This window comes from Ureibacillus galli, from assembly GCF_014836845.1.
Taxonomy (GTDB): Bacteria; Bacillota; Bacilli; order Bacillales_A; family Planococcaceae; genus Ureibacillus; species Ureibacillus galli.
On sequence record NZ_JACSQA010000001.1, the window covers coordinates 308130 to 327092 of the forward strand.

Below are 18963 nucleotides of genomic sequence, written 5' to 3' on the forward strand. Positions count from 1 at the left end.
TATTATTATTTAATAAAAATAATATTTTTATCTTGCTAAAAAATACTAGAGACGCTATCCCCTTGTATCGGTTCTTTTCCATCATTAAAACGAATTCGAATCGAGTTCCCTTTTGTAAAATCTACAGCATCCATTACTTGGAAGTGTACATGGGGTTCAGAAGAATTCCCTGAATTTCCGCATAAACCGATAAGTTGCCCAGCAGTAACAGTTTCTCCTTCATGTACTTGAATGGAGTGTTGTTTTAAGTGAGCAAGCATACTGTATTCTTTATGCTTATGTTCAATAATGACACAATTACCTTCCGGAATATTTGGATTCATCTCCCCTGGGACATTATCTTCTATATCCTTTATAATTTTCACAACTTTTCCATCAGCTGGGGCAAGTATTTCTTGTTTAAAAGCGTAGTAATTTTCATTTTTCGATGGGTTGTCTTTATAAGTCTTGTTATTCTGAACTTGAACTAAATCATAAGCATAACGTTGACTCTCATACAAATAGTGATAATTGATAAATTCATTGCAACCACCCCAAAAAACAAACCATTCCCCTTTAATGGGCATCGTGTAAATATTCTTCGTTAATCGTTTATCCGTTTCTGGATAGGTCATATATGGTTTCAATAAAAGTCTTTGAATAATCCCCTTTTCATCGAAGGAGACGGAAATCGCTTTTTCTTCTCGATCGTCTAACCAAACATAATGAATGGAATATAACATATTGGTACGAAACTTAATGTGGTAACTCGTTACATTTGCGTTAAAAGAACGGGCTAATTCTATAAACTGCTCTAGGGAAATGAAGTTTTGAAATTCTTCAGTCGTTTGTCGATAGATCGTTTCATATTCTCCTGAAAGAAAATACGCACCAAACTCTTCGGGAGTAATTACTTTAAATATTCCCATTACTAACACCTCCATTTTTGATAAAGGGCGATTTATATTAATAGATACGATTATTTTGTAAATATGTTTCAATTCACTCTAATTGTAACTATCATCAACCAACTATGAATTCTTTCATTTATGTATAAAAAATGGGACATGTTCCGTATGAACAAGTCCCATCAATTCGTTGTTTATTCTTCGATTTCTTCCATATATTCAGTATATCGTCGATGTACGGTTGCTTTACTAACTTGGAAACCTAATCCTCTTAACGTCGATGCAATTTCATGGAAAGTTAGTCCCTTATCTCTTAAATTAACAATTTCTTCTATCGGTACATCGATCCGTTCTCTACCTTCATGTAAATGGCGATTTTTAATATTTTTTTCTGGCCGGTAACCATTTTCAACTGCGCGCTTCATACCCCTCTTTATTTTAGCATTATGTATTTTCCGTTGATATTCCTCTACGATTGCTAAAATTTCTAACAACATCGTATCCATTTCATTTAGAGTAAGGGGCCCTGCGTTATTTAAGGAATATACGATTGTCCCATTTTTTTGAAGCAAATGTAATACTGCCATTCGTGCATTACCACGTCCTAAACGTGTTTCGTCTTGTACAAATAAGGCAGGTACATTATTTTCTTTAATATAATCTAGCATTTCAAGAAGACCTTCACGTTCTACTTCATAACCACTATGTTGATCTTGAAATGCTTGAAGGATCTCATAATTCATTTTTTCAGCATAGTTTCGTAATTCTTCTTCTTGGCGAACTAAGGACGTTTCTTGCGTATTTTTTTCTGTACTTACCCGCGTATAAATGACGGCTTTGTTATTTTTACTCATTTATTTTTCATCGCTACCTCTACTGAATGAAGATTGTCTTCATTTTCTAATTTTGCCATATAAACACTATCTTCATTAACTAATACTGTTATATCATGGCCTGCAACAATGTTCTCTCCAATAAGATTATTTTCATTTTTAACTTTTTGGATCCACTCTTGTTTAGTCATTTTACCACGATATTGTTCTGCTAACGTCCATAGTGTATCACCATGTTGAACCTCAATTTGTTCGTATGTTATATCACCATTGTCTGTAATCAATAAAATTGCTCCCATAATGAAGAAAGCGACGAATAATACGGCAATATAGCTGTTTTTTTGTAACCATTTCATAACTCTCAACCTCTTTTCGAATGTTTGTTCGGAATATATGTTCTTAATTTAATACGAACACATGTTTTTGTCAACACTATTTTCGAACCTATGTTTGCTTTTTTGTTTTATCACTGATATACTATATGTAATTAATAGAGATACATATTCACTTAAAGAGGTGAGAGAATTGAAAAAAATATCAAAAAGGCAAGAAGATATTTTAGCATTCATAAAAGAAGAAGTTCGGACGAAAGGATATCCACCTTCTGTTCGTGAAATCGGCGAAGCGGTAGGTCTAGCTTCCAGTTCCACTGTACATGGACATTTAGCCCGTTTAGAAAGTAAAGGACTTATCCGACGCGACCCTACAAAACCGCGCGCTATTGAAATTTTAGATGGTGAAAATGATACAGTTCAAAAACAGTCCGTTGTACATGTTCCCCTTGTAGGGAAAGTAACAGCTGGTTTACCTATAACTGCAATTGAAAATATTGAAGAATATTTCCCGCTACCAGATACTTATGGTGCGAGCGAAGAAAACTTATTTATGTTGGAAGTAATGGGAGAATCCATGATTGAAGCAGGGATTCTAGATGGCGATTACGTTGTCGTAAAACAAACTTCTACTGCGAATAATGGCGATATTGTTGTGGCTATGACAGAAGATGATGAAGCAACAGTAAAGCGTTTCTTTAAAGAAAAAACTCATTTCCGCTTACAACCTGAAAATTCCAGCATGGACCCAATTCTAGTGAACCAAGTGAGCATTTTAGGTAAAGTAGTAGGCTTATACCGTCAAATTCATTAAAAAAGGTTGTCTCGTAGTCTAAAGGACTGAGGGACAACCTTGCTTCGTTTAGGGATTACTGCTTTGTTAAACGAACAATTTTAAATTTCATTACTACATGCATTAATAAAGGCTTTAAATAATTTTTGAGAATGTTCTTCTTGGGCAACTGCCATTTCTTCAGGGTGCCACTGAACCCCAATACAAAACGGATAATCTTTTAATTCGATCGCTTCGATTATTCCATCCGTTGCCTTTGCGGAAATCGAAAAAGAATTTGGAACGTTTTTAACTGACTGGTGATGGAAAGAGTTTACGGCAATTTTTTCTTTACCAATAATTTGGTGCAAATGACTATTTGACTTAATTTCTATATAATGGGAAGCTTCTACTCTACTCGCTTTTTGTTGGTGAAGAATCGGTGTACTTTCATATTGGGAATTAATATCTTGATAAAGATTTCCCCCCATCGTAATATTCAACAATTGGATTCCACGACAAATACCGAAAATAGGTATTTTCTTTTCTAACGCCACTTTAGTAAGTGTAATTTCCATTTGGTCTCTTTCTAACATCACATGCCCTAAGTTTAAATGAGGCTCTTCATGAAAATAATGAGGGTGAACATCTACCCCACCTGTTAGTAATAAGCCATCCATTTTTGTGACCAATTGCATAGCATCTTTTTCTACACCAAAAGGTAGTACAAATGGAATACCGCCTGCATTTAAAATAGATTTTACATAGGCTTCGTTTATACAATACTGTCCATTGCTCTCCGTCATTGTCACACCAATAATCGGTTTCATCTAAACACCTCCAGAATCAATCTATAACAAATAAAACTGTTATAGAATATTCTAGATTGGGTTAATTATCTCCTTTAAAAGGATTTATCTTTTCTGTTTGATGTTTAAAAAAGACTGTTGGACGATATGAATTACGCTTTTTAATAACAAAATTGTTTTATGTATTAATAATATGGATTTTTTCTGCCTTATTGGTCGATTCATCCCAAACCGTTTGAATTTCAAAAGTACCTTCTTTGAAAAATAAATCAAATCGTATTCGTATATCTTCCTGCATCGGTAAATATTTTACTTCACTCATATTGACCCACATTAGCTCTCCTTCTGGAGGATCAGTAAGTAATATTCCTTTAAAATCCTTTGTCCAATAATTTAATATAATATAACGCGCTTTTGTCTTTTTGTTGACGAATTCTGATATTCCTTTAAAAACAAGGTTACTTACTTCAAGTCCCGTTTCTTCTTCACTTCCCGAATAGCCCCTTCCACAAAACTTTCCGGGAATTCGACTTTTCCACCAGGTGGAATAAATCCTTTAAAATCGTCGTGTTGTCGATTCAAAAGCAGAACTTTATTTTCATGTTGTATCATGACAACAGTCCAAAATTTATATTTTACACTACTTTCCATGAACTTCTCTCCTAACCTCTTTATTACAATGTAATACTCTACTAATATTTCAAAATACCTTTCGAGAACAATGGATTGCTAGTTTTATTATTGCCCACGGCTCTTCCTTTTGGGGGTGGTCTAGATAAAAATCAATGATGAAAAAAGTGATACTTCGTCAATGAAGTATCACTTTCAGATAAGTATACCAATAAATAAATTAACTCTACTAAGTCAATTAAAGAAAATGCTTGCTCAATTTTATCGATGTATGGAAATTAAATGAAAGCAATCAGCAGCCTTTTCTCCTTTTTTCTCGCAATTATTTATGAGCTGTTTTATTTGTTACCAATGCATTAGATTTCTTTTGTTTTAAAGTAAATGCTACTAATAGCCCTATTAGAGCAATTATAGCTTCAATAATTAATGCCATCTGCACTGCCTCAGTCAAAAGATCATTCCCCATATGTTCCAAAGACCCACTCGTATTCAATGTAGCCGAAACGATTGCCATAATGACAGCCAACCCAACTGCGGAGCCAATTTGTTGACCTGTGTTTATAATAGCAGATGCAACCCCTTGTTGTTTCATTTCAATACCGAGACTAGCAGCAATAAACATTGTTGTAAAAACAAAAGCCTGACCTAATCCTATAATAATCGTACCTATTATCATTGCCAAAATAGAGCCATGTACAGTTAATTGGGTAACAATGATGAAACCTATCGCCCCAAGAACCATTCCAGTCCCCATTGTGCCAGCAATTCCTATTAGGTTAATCATTCGATTAATAAACTTAGATCCTACTAAAGCACTGAGAGTTAAAGGGAGGAAGCTCACTCCTGATTGAATCGCAGAGTAATGAAGTACTTCTTGAGTGTAAAGCGTCAAAAAATAATAAAGTGTTCCGAAAGATGCAGAAAACAAAGCTGCACAGATAGTCGCACTAATTAAACTACGGATACGAATCAGACTGGATGGAATTAATGGTTCTTTCGTTCGTTTTTCAATAAATACAAACAATAGTAGCAAACATAAACCTATCATTCCTGGAATAATAGTTGCATAATTTGTCCAGCCCTCAAGTGGGGATTGGATAAGATAATAAACAACTAAAATCATTCCTACAGTTACTGTAATCGTTCCTGCTAAGTCATAATGCCTTGTAGTTTGTTTTACTTTACTCTCTTGAAGAGCAACTGGTGCTAGTAAAAGAACTAAAATTGTAATTGGCACATTCACTAAGAAAATTGCTTCCCATCCAAAATAATTCGTCAAGAAGCCACCTAGCAATAACCCTAAGGATAATCCGACTCCTCCCATGGCTGCCCAAACTGACATCGCATTATTTCGTTCTTTACCTTCCTCAAAATTTGACATAATCAACGATAAGGTTGCAGGAGATAATAATGCTCCACCTAGTCCTTGAATTCCTCTAGCAACAATAAGCATTATATCCGAGTTTACTAAACCTCCAAGTAAAGAACCAAAACCGAATAGTGCAGTTGCTATCATAAACATTCTTCTTCTTCCTAATAAATCTGATAATCTTCCTCCGATTAGTAATAATCCACCATAGACTAAAGAAAATGCACTTACTACCCATTGTAATGAATTTGCCGAAAACCCTAATTCTGTAGCAATAGAAGGTAAACCAACAAAAATTATCGTGTAATCAAGTGCTAAAATTAATTGTGATACAGCTAAAAGCGTTAGAGCTAACCCCTTAAATTGTCTCTTTTCCATTAATTGAACCCCTTCCTTTATAGACCAATCAGTCTATAATTTGAATAAAAAATAGAATTGGATAAGAATATAAAAATAATAACCATAACAGACCGAATAGTCCGGAATGATTAAAAATAGAATGAAGCCTTTAATTAAGCTTCACTTTTACTCCAATGTCGTAAGAATAACAGAAACAAAATCATCTAATACTTTAGGATCCGATGATAATTTAGCTACTTGCGTTAAAGAATATCGAGAGTGATTCAAATACTTAGCTAGTGCGGCTTTATCTTTTTGTTCCCCTAGTTCTCCCTGTTCTTGAGCACGCACTAATGCTTTATAAAAAGCCTCTTCTAACCGCTTTAAATCTTGGTTAAAAAACTCTGCAATTTCCGAGTCATGGGGTACTTGAGCGATTGCACTATCCATAATAAAACATTCTTTACGTTTTGCATCATCTTTTAGGACACTTATTGCCTCAAAGAATATTTCACTAATAGCCATTTTTGCTGACCCAGGACTCTCCAAACGTGCTATTACAGTAGCAGTTTTTTCATTTATATAATGTTTCACTGCAGAAATAAATAGGTCCCTTTTTGTCCCATAAGTGTCATACAAACTTTGACGTGCTATTCCTAAACCTTCTAATAAGTTTTGTAGAGATGTGCCTTCATAACCATAATGACCGAATATTTCCATAGATTTACGCAGTACAATAGACGGGTCGAATTCTTTACTTCTTGCCATTTTTCAACTACCTCCTTTCCGATTATTATTTTATTCATTTTAGACTGAATAGTCAATAATAGAATGCTAAAAACTGCGTATTTTCTGTTATAGTTTAGTGAGAGATGAAGTAAAATCTGAATTTGTAACACGATTTAAAGACAAAAATCTAACAATCATTTATCGTAGTGGTAGTGGAAACGGAACTAACTTGACTCCTAGACCTCATGATACTGGTGGGCTTTCATATTATCTAAAAATGCCTAGCGGACAGTTCACGGCTACTACTATTCAAGCTGTTAATAAGACAGGATCATTAAAAGCAGTTAAGGATGGTAGTAATCATGCTTCTGTAAAAACAGTTAAAGCTTCAGAAATGCAAGGTTGGATTAACAGTAGAGGTAACGCTAATAGCAAACCACATAAATTCACCAAGATTCTTCAAGGTATTTCTGTAAAGGTTAAATAAGTTGATGGTGTAATGAAGGGTGTGTATTCTTTATGGAAGATGATTTAGTTGTTTATTATTCATATAATCTAAATTGGATTTTGCCAAAGGAAATCCAAAATGAAGCGAAGGAGTTTCTTTACCAAATTCCAAATGGAAAATTACCACTTATTTTTCAAAAATATGCAAAAGAATGTTGGGAAAATGCAGTTGACATCGTAATCTCCATTGGATATCCAGAAAATGAACTAGCTTTGCCAAAGTTATATGAATTATTTAAAGATATGAATTGGCCTGGGGCATTAAAATCGTTAGAGTATCTCAAAAGCTTAGAGCGTTCTATAAATAGTAAACACTTAGAAAATGCTTGTTCCAAAGCTGTTGAAGAAAAGGATCTAGAGTGGTTATATTTTTTATTCGAAGTAAGTAAACAGCTTAACATTCAAGTTCAAGATTTTAGTAATTTTGATTTATATCATCAAATGAAAAATGCATACGAGGAAGCCTAAACCAAAAGTAACTATACATTAGAAAAATAAGAGTTTCCAAATTGGCAAAGAATTTGTCAAATTACCTATATTGAAGAACAACCAAAGGTGGAACTATTTATAAATTAACCCCCTCCTAAATTAGAACGGGGTTAATTCTTGCATGAGCTGTAGAATAATTATTAATTTTTTACAATCCACACATTAAACTACTATAAGTTACCTATATACCAATAAATAATTTTTTCCCCATAGAAATAAACGAAAATAGCAGAAATAGCAATTGCCGGACCAAAAGGAAATGGAGTCTTTTTGCCTTCACCTCTTATTTTTAACACTATGATCCCCGTAAGTAGTCCAATTACTGAAGCTAAAAACAAGGTCAATATCGTATTCATCCATCCTAAAACAAGCCCTATTAAAAAGAGGAGCTTAATATCTCCTCCCCCAACTCCTCCTTTTGACATAACTGCAATGAAGTAAAGCATCCCAAATCCAATCATAGCACCTAAAACACTATCCCACCAAGGATCAAGAGGCTCTAATATTCTACCTAAAATTAAAAAAGGTAAGAAGAAAAGTAGTATTTTATCGGGGATAATCATGTAAACAATGTCGGAAACAACAATAATGATTAATAGAGAGATAAATAAGAGAACTACTGCTAATTCCGGAGTAAAACCGATTTTGTATGTAGCCATCGCATAGAGCATACCAGTCAAAAGCTCAATCCATAAATAGAGCGGAGAAATTTTCATTCCACATGTTCGACATTTCCCCCTTAAACATAAATATGAAACTACAGGTATTAAGTCGAGGGATGTTAACCGCCGTTTACATTTTGAACAATGGGAAGGTGGTGCGACGATTGATTCATTTTTCGGAACTCTTAACCCTACTACGTTAAAAAAGGAACCAAATACAAGCCCGATGATGAATGGGAATACTACAAAACTAATTTCCATTTACAACACCTCTAAAACTTGTTAAATTAAAATATTTTAAAGTTATTAGAAATTTTTGTTAATATAGAGATATATTGGGGGTGATATTATAATGCTGGTAGAAGTGGAATTTCCAAGCTTATTAACTATTGGTTTTACCATTGTCCTATTCATTTTTGCATTATCTACTATCATTTTGTGGGTTAAAAATAGAAGAAATGGTGTAGCCTATGCTTTTATTTTATTACACTTATTGCTATTATCAATTAGTTTTTATTTCTTTATGAATGCCTTTAATTTAGAAATCGATCAATATCATCCAATGGCTTCAGAAGAAAACTCTGCTCAACTCGGTATGGCAAGTTTCTTTTGGGCGATCAGTATGATTAGTCTATTAATCGCCATCTTTCAATTTACGACATATACGAAGAATCGTTAATTGAAAGTAACTACTTTCCCTATCTATGACTACCTTTTACGAAGGCATTTTATACTTATTCCTTCATAATCAAAAAAACCCGGTACACATCAATGTATACCGGGTAGTGAAAATGACGATTAGTACATTTTCATATATTGTTCGCGTTCCCAAGGGTGAACTGTTGTACGGAACATATCAAATTCAATTTCTTTTGCTTCTTTAAAGTTCGCATAGATATGTTCACCTAGTGCACGTTTTACCACTTCATCTTTTTCTAATGCAACAAGTGCATCATTTAATGAAGCTGGTAGGTTGTCAATACCGTTCGCTTTACGCTCTTCTTCACTCATGATATAGATGTTACGGTTAATTGCAGCTGGTGGTGTCATTTTTTCACGAACACCTTCTAAACCAGACTCTAAAATAACAGCTAATGCTAAATAAGGGTTCGCAGATGGGTCTACTGAACGTAATTCGATACGAGTCGATAAACCACGGGAAGCTGGCACACGAATTAAAGGTGAACGGTTTTGAGCTGACCAAGCTACATAACATGGCGCTTCATAACCAGGCACTAAACGTTTATAAGAGTTTACTGTTGGATTTGTAATCGCTGTAAATCCTTGAACGTGAGCTAATACACCTGCCATGAATTGCATTGCCGTTTCAGATAAACCGATTTCAGCTTTTTCATCGTAGAATGCATTTTCTTTCCCTTTGAATAAAGAAACGTTACAGTGCATTCCGGAACCTGCTTCACCAAATAGAGGTTTTGGCATAAATGTCGCATGTAATCCGTGTTTACGTGCAATTGTTTTTACAACTAATTTGAATGTTTGAATGTTATCACATGCTTCGATAGCATTTGCATATTTGAAGTCAATTTCATGTTGTCCTGGAGCTACTTCATGGTGAGATGCTTCAATTTCAAAGCCCATCTCTTCAAGCTCTAGCACGATATCACGACGACAGTTTTCTCCTAAATCAACTGGCGCTAAATCGAAGTAACCACCATTGTCATTTACTTCTAATGTTGGTTCACCTTTTGCATCCAATTTAAATAAGAAGAATTCTGGTTCTGGTCCAAGGTTGAAATGCGTGAAACCTAACTCTTCCATTCCTTTTAATACGCGTTTTAAGTTGTTACGTGGATCCCCTGCAAACGGTTCACCAGTAGCAGTATAAATATCACAAATAAAACGTGCTACTTTACCGTTTTCAGTAGTCCATGGGAATACCATGAATGTGTCAAGATCAGGATATAAGTACATATCAGATTCTTCAATTCGAACAAAACCTTCGATAGAAGAACCATCAAACATCATTTTGTTATCTAATGCTTTGTCTAATTGACTTACAGGAATTTCAACGTTTTTAATTGTTCCTAGAATGTCAGTAAATTGTAGACGGATATATTTTACTTCTTTTTCTTCTACAAGACGTTTAATATCATCTTTTGTATATTTTGCCACAGTATTCCACACTCCTACTTTTCCCTTATTTAGCAAACTTCAATTTATAATTCACGCGCTTTATTGATAGAAGCGCGATAAATCCCCTTGTCGTAAAGAAGTTTTTTGATGGCGTCCAGTCATCCGCATTTCTTCACGTAATATACGACGCAACTCTGAATCTGAAATCTCTTCTTTTTCTTTTACAGCTTGAACCGCAGGATTGTTTTTCATTTCAAACACTTTCTTAATACCTGCCATGTTCACGCCTTGCTCTAACATATCTTTTATATCCAGAAGTGTATCGACATCATTTAAAGAAAACATTCTTCGATTCCCTTCCGTACGGTGTGGCTGAATTAAATCGTGTTCTTCATAATAGCGAATTTGACGCGCAGAAAGTTCGGTTAATTGCATAACCGTACCAATCGGTAATAGCGGCATCGATCTTCGTAATTCACTTGATCTTCTTTCACTTCCCATTTAATTCACCTCCCTTGTTCATATCATACCTCCAGTAAGGTTGCTTGTCAATTCTACGTTAGAAAAACTAACATTAATAAAAAAACTGACAAATATTCTTTTATTTTAGTCAGAATTTGCTCACAATTGAATATTTTTAGTTTCTTTATTGTGACATGTACTGTTAAAAAGGGATTAAAAAACAGTAGATATACCGAAAAAATTTCCTATGGATGTTAGTCATATATTAAAAAAATTGAATAAAAAACTGCAAAAACCATGGATTTACCAACGGTTTCTGCAGTATAACCCAATATATTAAACATTCTACATAAAAATGTGAGGTATCTTTTGATTTATAATTTCATTAACTAAAATCGAAACTTTTTAGATGAAATGCCTAATTCAATCACAAGGTAAATTAAATTTAAATATAACCTAAGTGCGAAGAAAAGAATTTCACTTTCTCGAATATAATAATTTCGCATCAAATCGATTTCATAGACTGTATAGAGGGCAAAGGCTAATACAATGATTCCTGCTACTACAAGGAAGAACGTACTACTTACTGGTATGAAAATATAAATAAATCCAAAGACAACAAAAACAATTAAAACAGTAAAAAAGTAAATTAGCACATCAGCAACAACGATAATATATCGCATTCCAATAAAAGCTAGTAATAAAAAAACAATAATTGTACCAATAAACACTGAGACGACGAGTGCCGCGCCAAGCCATTCAATCAAAATGACAAGTAATAGGAAGTGGAGAATTCCCATTAAAAAAGGAATAATAAAAATGATGGCACTTCCTAATCTCATTAAAAACGTGATAACAATCATCCCGATACAAATAATCGATAGTAGGATAACGACTGAAATAGGTAATAAAAGAGCAAACAATACGCCAATAACGGTAAGAACCCACATCAATATGAAATGTTTTAAAATGAGGTCGTAGTTCCGATTTCTACTAATTTGCCCCATACACAACCCCAATCATGGAAAGTTTTATTATTACTATATTTTTTAAAGGGAAAGTATATTAATAAATTTCATAAAGATTCCTTTATTTTACTGGAAAATCAAAAAAGACGACTTACACACTTAAGTCGCCTTCCTATCTTATTTTAATTTTTGCACTGCACTACAAACAGCATATCTCACATGTTCGTAAGTAAGTCCACCTTGAATATAAGCGGTATATGGGGGACGAATTGGACCATCTGCCGTTAGCTCAATACTAGAACCTTGTACAAATGTACCCGCTGCCATAATTACATCATCTTCATAACCAGGCATATATGCTGGTACTGGGGCAAAATGAGCATTAATCGGTGATGCGGCTTGGATTTCTTGGCAAAACGCAACCATTTGATCAGCAGTTTGGAAAGAAACCGATTGAATTAAATCTGTACGTTTCGCTGAATAGTGAGGATATGTTGTCATACCAATTTCCTCTAACATGGCCGAAGTAAAGACAGCACCTTTCAAACTTTGTGCTACTACATGGGGTGCTAAAAAGAATCCTTGATAAAAGTCTGCTAACGTATTTAAAGAAGCACCTGCTTCCGCTCCAATACCTGGTGAAGTCATACGATAAGCGCATTTCTCTACTAAATCCATACGACCTGCAATATACCCACCTATTTTCGCAAGTCCACCACCCGGATTTTTAATTAACGAGCCTGCTATCAAGTCGGCTCCTACTTCAGTTGGTTCCTTTTTTTCAACAAATTCGCCGTAGCAATTGTCAACAAAGATGACCACATCGGACTTGATTTCTCGAATTTTTTTACACATTTCTTGAATTTCTTCTATTGTAAAGGAGGGGCGTGTAGCATATCCTTTCGAACGTTGAATTGCAACCATTTTTGTACGGTCACCAATCGCAGCGTTTACCCCTTCCCAGTCAATATATTGATCTTCGATTAAATCAACATGGGAATAACCAATTCCGAAATCTTTAAGAGAACCTGTATCCTTGTCTCCCCCATCAACAATCGATTGAAGAGTATCATACGGTTTTCCTGTAATGTATACTAATTCATCTCCAGGTCTTAACACACCAAATAAACTTAACGTAATCGCATGAGTACCTGAAATAATTTGACTACGAACGATGGCAGCCTCTGCTCCAAAAGTTTCCGCGTAAACCCGTTCTAAATTATCCCGACCTTCATCATCATAACCGTAACCAGTAGATGGATGTAAATGAAAATCACTAACTTGATGTTTTCGAAAAGCGGCCAATACTTTTTGTTGATTGAAAAATGCCATTTCATCAATTTTTTTATGAAATGGCATTATTTTTTCTTCCACTTCTTTTGCTAATTGCAACGTCTCAGGCTGCAGAGTTGAAATAAATGCCATGTTTAAAACTCCGTTTCTTTTTACTACAGTAACTAAATATCCTATATCATCTTATCAATTCTGAGAAGCATTTCAACTATTTTAGAACAGAAAGTAGAAAGAAACGTTCCGACACCCGATTCAAAGGTAAAAAACATTTATTCATTAACCAAAGAATAAGTCGAGTATATTCGAAGCTGTAGAAGCTTGTTTATTATAAAATTCCGAATAACCACAGTTCTTACAGTAAACTACGATAAATTCATTCTTTTGGACATCAAACATTTTTGATAACCCTGTACCTGTCATTGCCACTTCTTTTTTCGCTGCATTTTGACTACCACATTTTATACAACCATTGTTTGCCATGTAACAATTCCCCCTTTACATTTAATTTATATACGACCATAAATATGAATAGTTTCATTCACACGTTTGACTATTTTTTAAGGACAAAAGGAACAATTTTACCTTTCGATATTTGCAATTATCGTTGTGTTTCTTTAGGGTTAAAGGATTTTCATTAAATTAAAAAAATTCTCTTTACTATCCTCGATGAAACTGCTATTCTCAATGTTGCATGTTAAATGAAGGAGGCAATTTTATGGCATGGGAAGTATTTAGTATCATTGGGACCATTGCCTTTGCAATATCTGGTGCGATTGTAGCCATGGAAGAGGAATATGATCTTTTTGGTGTGTACTTACTAGGAATTGTTACCGCATTTGGCGGTGGTGCTATTCGAAATTTATTAATTGGTTTACCCGTATCCACATTATGGAGCCAAGAAATGATGTTTCAAATAGCCATTGCAGCTATCACGATTTTTTTCCTTGTACCACATCATTTAATTAAACATTGGAATCGTTGGGGGAATTTTACTGATGCAATCGGTTTATCTGCTTTTGCCATTCAAGGAGCAATTTATGCCGTATCATTAGAGCTTCCCATTAGTGCCGTCATTGTCGCAGCCGTTTTAACTGGTTCTGGTGGAGGAATCATTCGTGATTTATTAGCACGGAGAAAGCCTTTAGTACTCCGTGATGAAATATATGCTGTATGGGCAGCAGGTGCAGGTTTAATGATTGGGTTAGATATTATAAAGGGGGATCTTTTCCTTTACGCTTTATTTGTAGTCATTACAACTTTACGTATCCTCTCTTATATGAAACATTGGAGATTACCGGTAAGAACGTTAAAAAAGACTGAGGAAAGCCCAACTTTTAAATTCTCAACTCATAACAGAGCACATTGATAAGTCCAATCAAATAAACGCCCCGTAAACTTTCGTTTACGGGGCGTTTTTCGGTAACTTTGAAATGTCATAGTTATTTTATGGATGATTATTTAAATTCTAATTCACCATCGTACGCCATCATGCCGCCTTCTAAATTCACAACTTGAAAACCTTGGGATTCAAGATACTCCCCAGCGTTCGCACTGCGTACGCCACCTTTACAAACCATAATATATTCTTTTGATTTATCTAATTCAGAAGCACGTTCTGGGATGGAACCTAGCGGAATATGAATTGCCCCTGGAATCATTCCTTGCTCTACCTCAAAATCTTCGCGTACATCGATAATATTTAAATCTTCATTCGCATCTAATAAATCGATTAACTCATCTGTTGTCATTGTTTTCATCATCCAAACCTCCAAATTTAAAACTATAGTCATTATAATGAAAAACTAGTTCACTCGCAATTTAAGGGATTGTTTCGAAATTAAACATTTCGACTAGTTTAAGAAAAACAAAAGAAAAATCGGCAAGTAATAAACTGCCGATTTTGTTTACGATTGACCTTCTCCTTCTGGCGTCAGCGAAACATGCTTAGAAGGTGTGAAAGTTGAAATTGCATGTTTATAAATTAAATGTTGTTTACCGTCCACTTCTAATAACACAGTAAAATTATCGTAGGACTTCACTAATCCTTTTAATTGGAAGCCGTTTAATAAAAATACTGTGACAAATGTGTTATTTTTCCGTAAATTGTTTAGAAAAGTATCTTGTAAATTGATCGATTTCAAGCCCAATACACCTCATCTATTTCTATTTTAGATAGTTATATTGTAATGTATTCGGCAACTCGACATTATTTTCCTTCTTTATTATTGAAAAATTTAGAATATTTTTCAATAGCGTTCCAATCTGTTCCAATCCATTTGACATCCATCTTATTACGGAAGTAGGTTAACTGACGTTTGGCGTAGCGTCTCGAATTTTGTTTTAATTGATCGATTGCCTCTTCCAACGTTATTCGCCCGTCAAAATAATCATAAAGTTCTTTATATCCTATTGCTTGAACTGATTGTACACCACGAATTCCTCTCTCCCATAATCCGCGAACTTCTTCAAGAAGTCCATTTTCCATCATGATGTCGACCCTTAAATTAATACGTTCATATAATTTTTCCCGATCCATATCTAATCCGATAATTAAATGATGATATAAAGGGATTGTTCCCCGGTTATGTTCTTCGCTAGCCTTTGAAACACCATGAAGTTCAATCATTTCTAAAGCTCGAATAACACGACGGGTATTATTCGGGTGGATTGTTTTAGCTGTTTCCGGATCTAAAGTTGCTAGCTTTGCATGCATGGCATCTGGTCCAATTTGCATCAACTGATCATAATACTTTTTCCGCGCTTCTTCATCGACTTCTTCTTTTGTAAATTGGAAATCGTAAAGAACTGCTTGAACATAAAGGCCTGTTCCACCGACAATAATCGGTAACTTTCCACGACCTTGTATTTCAGCAATCTTTTCACGAACTAATGACTGATATTCCGCAACAGAGAAACTTTCGGTTGGCTCTTTAAAGCTCAATAAATGATGGGGAACGCCTTCCATTTTTTCTTTCGTAATTTTGGCCGTTCCAATATCGAGTCCTTTATAAATTTGCATTGAATCGCCATTAATAATTTCACCATTAAATGCTTTTGCCATTTTAATACTTAAAGCTGTTTTTCCTGAAGCTGTCGGGCCAACAATGGCAACAACTTCAATTGCGTCTTCCTTCATCTACTTAACCACCGTGTTATCACATGAAACACATGCTCATTATTTTTTTCTTTTAAAATTTCATGTCGCATCCCTTCAAAGAGATAGACGACAACATCCGTTAAACCAGCATTTTTAAATTCCTTTGCCACTTTAAATACACCGGAACCACTGCTACCGACTGGATCTTCACTACCGCTAATTAAAAGAATCGGTATATCTTTACGAATATTCATTAGCTCCTTTTTTCGATGGATTAATAGCAGTCCATCTGTTAAATCAACAAAAAATTGATTCGTTGGTACAAAACCGCAATATGGATCTTGAATATATTTTTCTACTTCCTCGTCATTGTTACAAAGCCAATCATAAAGGGTTTTAGCATTTAATACATTCCGATTAAAACTTCCAAAGCTTAAGTCATTCATTATTTGGCTTGGCATATTTTTTCCCTTCACAATACAAAGAGATTTCGCAAGGGCATTGCCAAGTTTATGCACCGTAGTTGTCATACCCGTACCACATAAAATACATTTATCAATCATGTCACTGTATAGTTGAATGAAGCGACGGGCAATAAAAGATCCCATACTATGACCAAAGAGTATTGTTTCTTGAACCTGATGACCAGCGCTATAATGCTGTACAATTTCAAATACATCTTCGACAACACGATTAAATCCATTATCATCGCCAAAATAGCCCAGTTGCCCATTTAGCTCAGACGTTTGCCCATGACCACGATGATCATGAGCTGTTACGAAATAACCTTGTTTTGCCAATGCTAATGCAAAAGATTCATATCGTCCTCCGTGCTCCGCCATTCCATGCAAAATATGAAAATGTCCTTTCGGTTTATCCTTCGGTTCAAAAATACGGACAAATATTTTATGTCCATCTTCCATTTGTAGAACTTCTGTTAGCTTTTCCAATCGAATTCCACCTTATTTCATTGGATTTTTCGCATCTTCAATATATTGTTCTAACTGCATTTTATAGAAGGTTTTTTCACTGTCCGAATATCCTATAATGTTGCTCATAATTTCGATAATTTGTTCACGATATTGCTCAACTAATCCAATATTAAAGAACATATAGCCTGTTCTTCGAATAAAGAAATCACTTGGAGTCATCGCCATTTCATAGTATATAGAATAAAGCAGTTCTGCATATAAGGATAAGGGAATTGTTATTTCGCTTGTGTTAACTGATTTCGCATATTGGAAAACTTCATCGACATTTGTACCGTATCTTTCAACTAACTTTTTCGCCTCATCATAAGGGATACCTAAATCAATTCCTGCTCTTGATTTATTGGCAACATAATCTTTAAAATTAAACGAATTTAAGCCTTTTGCTCCTGATATTGACATTTCCTTCGTAACACATTGGGTTGCATGTTTAAACTTATGAATTTTTACAATTTTATCGACAATCGTTTCGGCCATTTGTCGATAGCCTGTTAATTTTCCTCCTGCAACTGTTAGAAGGCCACTTGGAGCAACCCAAATTTCATCTTTTCGAGAAATTTCAGATGGATCCTTTCCTTCTTGTGATATTAATGGACGTACTCCTGCCCACGTGGATTCAATATCACTCGTGTCAATTGTTACTTTTGGGAATATATAATGGATAGATTTTAATAAATACTCAATATCTTCTTTCGTTGCCACTGGCTGTACAAGATCTTCTTCGAAAAATGTATCCGTTGTCCCTACGTATGTTTTACCATCTCGAGGAATGGCAAATACCATACGGCCATCTTCCGTATCAAAATAAACGGCTTGTTGTAAAGGTAGTTTTGATTGATCGATTACAATATGAACGCCTTTTGTATGACGAATATTTTTCTTATTATGGATTTTATCCATTTTTCTTACTTCGTCCACCCACGGACCTGTCGCGTTCACAATTTGATGAGCATGGATTGTAATTCGCTCGCCCGTTATTTCATCGCGAACATTTGCACCAACGATTTTTTTCTTTTTATATTCAAAGTCGGTCACTCGAGCGTAATTCAAGCATACACATTGATATTCTACCGCTTTTTTCAATACTTCTAACGTTAGGCGGGCGTCATCTGTTTTATATTCAACATAATAGCCTGCACCGAGTAATCCTTCCGTTTTCAATAAAGGTACTTTTGCAAGGGCTTCTTTTGATGACAGCATTTTACGGCGTTCTTCTTTACGTACTTGGGCTAACCGATCGTAAAGGGTAAGGGCAGCTCTCGTCGTCATTTTCCCTAACGTTCCTTCTTTATATAGTGGAAGCAACATCCATTCAGGTCGTGTAACATGGACACCATTTTCATAAACGATTTCCCGCTCACGTCCCACTTCTGCGACAAGTCCCACTTCTAATTGTTTTAAATATCTTAATCCTCCATGGACAAGCTTTGTAGAACGACTAGATGTACCTGCTGCAAAATCTTGCATTTCAACAAGGGCAACTGAGAGCCCACGGGAAGCAGCGTCTAAAGCAATACCTGCTCCTGTAATACCACCTCCAATAACTAGTACATCAAAAGAATAACGATTTAATGTGTTTAATATGTTCGAACGCTCTTTAAATGAAAACATGATGAATTCCCCTTTACAAAAAGATTTGTTGATGAAACATATTTTTTATTTATAAAATAGTATTTTATTCGATTATAACGAAATAGTAACC

The 18963-nt window shown here is 34.9% G+C and carries 22 protein-coding genes and 1 pseudogene; 5 read left to right on the forward strand and 18 right to left on the reverse strand.

Features of this window, described 5'->3' with window-relative positions:
- Positions 1–35: 35 nt before the first annotated feature.
- The 3 genes from H9636_RS01580 to yneA form a co-directional block, all read right to left on the reverse strand.
- Complete coding sequence (locus H9636_RS01580; RefSeq protein WP_191705887.1) at positions 36–908, reverse strand: M23 family metallopeptidase; 873 nt, start codon at positions 906–908, stop codon at positions 36–38.
- 173 nt (positions 909–1081) lie between these two features.
- Positions 1082–1741, reverse strand: coding sequence for a YneB family resolvase-like protein (locus tag H9636_RS01585; protein ID WP_191705888.1), 660 nt, complete (start codon positions 1739–1741; stop codon positions 1082–1084).
- On the reverse strand, positions 1738–2076 hold the full coding sequence (gene yneA, locus H9636_RS01590) for a cell division suppressor protein YneA (protein ID WP_191705889.1): 339 nt from the start codon (positions 2074–2076) through the stop codon (positions 1738–1740). Before yneA ends, H9636_RS01585 begins: the two co-directional genes overlap by 4 nt.
- A 169-nt stretch (positions 2077–2245) precedes the next feature.
- On the opposite strand from yneA, the gene lexA reads away from it, so the two are divergent.
- Positions 2246–2866, forward strand: coding sequence for a transcriptional repressor LexA (gene lexA, locus H9636_RS01595; protein ID WP_191705890.1), 621 nt, complete (start codon positions 2246–2248; stop codon positions 2864–2866).
- 80 nt (positions 2867–2946) lie between these two features.
- Here the strand turns inward: lexA and H9636_RS01600 are convergent, their stop codons facing one another.
- The 4 genes and pseudogenes from H9636_RS01600 to H9636_RS01615 all read right to left on the reverse strand — a co-directional run bounded on the left by H9636_RS01600 (position 2947) and on the right by H9636_RS01615 (position 6739).
- On the reverse strand, positions 2947–3654 hold the full coding sequence (locus H9636_RS01600; protein ID WP_191705891.1) for a gamma-glutamyl-gamma-aminobutyrate hydrolase family protein: 708 nt from the start codon (positions 3652–3654) through the stop codon (positions 2947–2949).
- A 157-nt stretch (positions 3655–3811) separates the two neighbouring features.
- A pseudogene (locus H9636_RS01605) lies at positions 3812–4284 on the reverse strand (NUDIX domain-containing protein).
- A gap of 301 nt (positions 4285–4585) precedes the next feature.
- Positions 4586–6010, reverse strand: coding sequence for an MFS transporter (locus H9636_RS01610; RefSeq protein ID WP_191705892.1), 1425 nt, complete (start codon positions 6008–6010; stop codon positions 4586–4588).
- A gap of 147 nt (positions 6011–6157) precedes the next feature.
- On the reverse strand, positions 6158–6739 hold the full coding sequence (locus tag H9636_RS01615) for a TetR/AcrR family transcriptional regulator (RefSeq protein WP_191705893.1): 582 nt from the start codon (positions 6737–6739) through the stop codon (positions 6158–6160).
- A gap of 97 nt (positions 6740–6836) precedes the next feature.
- Here H9636_RS01615 and H9636_RS18960 point away from each other — a divergent pair, with 97 nt between their 5' ends.
- Together H9636_RS18960 and H9636_RS01625 are read left to right on the forward strand one after the other, a co-directional pair.
- Positions 6837–7187 (forward strand): hypothetical protein, encoded by a 351-nt coding sequence (locus H9636_RS18960; protein ID WP_225230011.1) that lies wholly within the window; start codon positions 6837–6839, stop codon positions 7185–7187.
- A gap of 32 nt (positions 7188–7219) precedes the next feature.
- Positions 7220–7675, forward strand: coding sequence for a hypothetical protein (locus H9636_RS01625; RefSeq protein WP_191705894.1), 456 nt, complete (start codon positions 7220–7222; stop codon positions 7673–7675).
- Positions 7676–7866: 191 nt separating this feature from the next.
- On the opposite strand, the gene H9636_RS01630 is transcribed toward H9636_RS01625, so the two are convergent.
- On the reverse strand, positions 7867–8619 hold the full coding sequence (locus H9636_RS01630; protein WP_191705895.1) for a prepilin peptidase: 753 nt from the start codon (positions 8617–8619) through the stop codon (positions 7867–7869).
- Positions 8620–8710: 91 nt separating this feature from the next.
- Here H9636_RS01630 and H9636_RS01635 point away from each other — a divergent pair, with 91 nt between their 5' ends.
- Positions 8711–9037 carry a hypothetical protein gene (locus H9636_RS01635; protein ID WP_191705896.1) on the forward strand — a complete coding sequence of 109 codons (327 nt, stop codon included), beginning with the start codon at positions 8711–8713 and terminating at the stop codon, positions 9035–9037.
- Between the two features lie 119 nt (positions 9038–9156).
- Here H9636_RS01635 and glnA read toward each other — a convergent pair whose 3' ends face one another.
- The 5 genes from glnA to H9636_RS01660 all read right to left on the reverse strand — a co-directional run bounded on the left by glnA (position 9157) and on the right by H9636_RS01660 (position 13655).
- Positions 9157–10491, reverse strand: coding sequence for a type I glutamate--ammonia ligase (glnA, locus tag H9636_RS01640; protein ID WP_191705897.1), 1335 nt, complete (start codon positions 10489–10491; stop codon positions 9157–9159).
- 60 nt (positions 10492–10551) lie between these two features.
- Complete coding sequence (locus H9636_RS01645) at positions 10552–10953, reverse strand: MerR family transcriptional regulator (protein WP_191705898.1); 402 nt, start codon at positions 10951–10953, stop codon at positions 10552–10554.
- Between the two features lie 350 nt (positions 10954–11303).
- Entirely contained in the window at positions 11304–11921 is a 618-nt protein-coding gene (locus tag H9636_RS01650) for a Bax inhibitor-1 family protein (protein WP_191705899.1), read from the reverse strand.
- A 138-nt stretch (positions 11922–12059) separates the two neighbouring features.
- Positions 12060–13307 carry a methionine gamma-lyase family protein gene (locus H9636_RS01655; protein ID WP_191705900.1) on the reverse strand — a complete coding sequence of 416 codons (1248 nt, stop codon included), beginning with the start codon at positions 13305–13307 and terminating at the stop codon, positions 12060–12062.
- Positions 13308–13451: 144 nt separating this feature from the next.
- Positions 13452–13655, reverse strand: a complete 204-nt coding sequence (locus H9636_RS01660; RefSeq protein ID WP_191705901.1) for a zinc ribbon domain-containing protein — start codon at positions 13653–13655, stop codon at positions 13452–13454.
- A gap of 235 nt (positions 13656–13890) precedes the next feature.
- Here H9636_RS01660 and H9636_RS01665 point away from each other — a divergent pair, with 235 nt between their 5' ends.
- The gene (locus H9636_RS01665; protein WP_191705902.1) at positions 13891–14541 is read left to right on the forward strand and encodes a trimeric intracellular cation channel family protein; all 651 of its coding nucleotides are present in this window, start codon (positions 13891–13893) and stop codon (positions 14539–14541) included.
- A gap of 88 nt (positions 14542–14629) precedes the next feature.
- Here H9636_RS01665 and H9636_RS01670 read toward each other — a convergent pair whose 3' ends face one another.
- The 5 genes from H9636_RS01670 to H9636_RS01690 all read right to left on the reverse strand — a co-directional run bounded on the left by H9636_RS01670 (position 14630) and on the right by H9636_RS01690 (position 18872).
- On the reverse strand, positions 14630–14932 hold the full coding sequence (locus H9636_RS01670) for a rhodanese-like domain-containing protein (protein ID WP_191705903.1): 303 nt from the start codon (positions 14930–14932) through the stop codon (positions 14630–14632).
- A 147-nt stretch (positions 14933–15079) separates the two neighbouring features.
- Positions 15080–15316 carry an RNA chaperone Hfq gene (gene hfq / locus H9636_RS01675; RefSeq protein ID WP_122970482.1) on the reverse strand — a complete coding sequence of 79 codons (237 nt, stop codon included), beginning with the start codon at positions 15314–15316 and terminating at the stop codon, positions 15080–15082.
- A 65-nt stretch (positions 15317–15381) separates the two neighbouring features.
- A complete protein-coding gene (miaA, locus tag H9636_RS01680; protein WP_191705904.1) occupies positions 15382–16311 on the reverse strand; it encodes a tRNA (adenosine(37)-N6)-dimethylallyltransferase MiaA in 930 nt (309 codons plus the stop codon).
- On the reverse strand, positions 16308–17222 hold the full coding sequence (locus tag H9636_RS01685) for an alpha/beta fold hydrolase (RefSeq protein WP_225230012.1): 915 nt from the start codon (positions 17220–17222) through the stop codon (positions 16308–16310). The genes miaA and H9636_RS01685 overlap by 4 nt, the downstream gene beginning before the upstream one ends.
- Positions 17223–17234: 12 nt before the next feature.
- The gene (locus H9636_RS01690; protein WP_225230013.1) at positions 17235–18872 is read right to left on the reverse strand and encodes a glycerol-3-phosphate dehydrogenase/oxidase; all 1638 of its coding nucleotides are present in this window, start codon (positions 18870–18872) and stop codon (positions 17235–17237) included.
- Positions 18873–18963: the final 91 nt, after the last annotated feature.